The following is a 645-nucleotide window of genomic DNA, read 5'->3' as shown; positions in this document are numbered from 1 at the left end:
GTAAAAGAAGTAGAGACAATTGAAAAATTCGGTGAAAGTCCAGCAGATAATTCCTTGGTGCTGTCAGATGCAATAAAAGACAATCAGAAATTAATAATTGTCGGTAATCCCGGTGCGGGAAAAAGTACTCTTCTGCAACGGGTTGCCCATTCTTATGCAGAACAACTCTTAACCTCTGCTCAGAAAGAAATACCGGTGCCACCCCCTTCCCCATTGGATTGCCAATAGTGGACGCAGGACATAGAAATATTTTTTAATCCAGACTTCATCACCTTTTAAATATTCACGATAATTTCCTTCGGCCATATGTAAATAGTGATGGATGCAGGCAAGTGGAGATTAATATTCTTTCGCTATCGTTCTCATTTTCTTAGCAATATTGAATTGTTCTTTATACATGATTGGAGAGCCGAGCCATTCAAATAAGGTGGATTAGATTTCCGAAATAACTGCAATGCTTTTTTGATATCCCAACCATTAATATCCAATTGATCATTGACAGGGCACTCGATAACGTCGCGCATATCGGCAATAGAAAGATACCATTCCACTGGCCTTGCGTAGAGAAAACGAACATCATAGTCACTATTTGCGGATGGGAAACCCCACGCGCAACTGCCACTTTCGCAAGCATAAAAAATGGCG

The 645-nt window shown here is 40.5% G+C and carries 1 protein-coding gene and 1 pseudogene; one reads left to right on the top strand and one right to left on the bottom strand.

Annotated features, from left to right (window positions below; genetic code table 11):
- Positions 1-228 (top strand): P-loop NTPase family protein (locus HW443_RS13155; RefSeq protein WP_320411599.1); only part of this gene is annotated, 228 nt, incomplete at its 5' end.
- On the opposite strand, the pseudogene HW443_RS14215 reads toward HW443_RS13155, so the two are convergent.
- Positions 211-641, bottom strand: a pseudogene (locus tag HW443_RS14215) (nucleotidyltransferase domain-containing protein); the annotation flags it as partial. The gene HW443_RS13155 and the pseudogene HW443_RS14215 overlap by 18 nt on opposite strands.
- Between the last annotated feature and the right edge of the window lie 4 nt (positions 642-645).

Origin of the sequence: Candidatus Hakubella thermalkaliphila, from assembly GCF_013281975.1 — a bacterium.
GTDB classification, from domain to species: Bacteria; Actinomycetota; Humimicrobiia; order Hakubellales; family Hakubellaceae; genus Hakubella; species Hakubella thermalkaliphila.
This window is presented reverse-complemented; position numbering and strand designations above follow the sequence as displayed.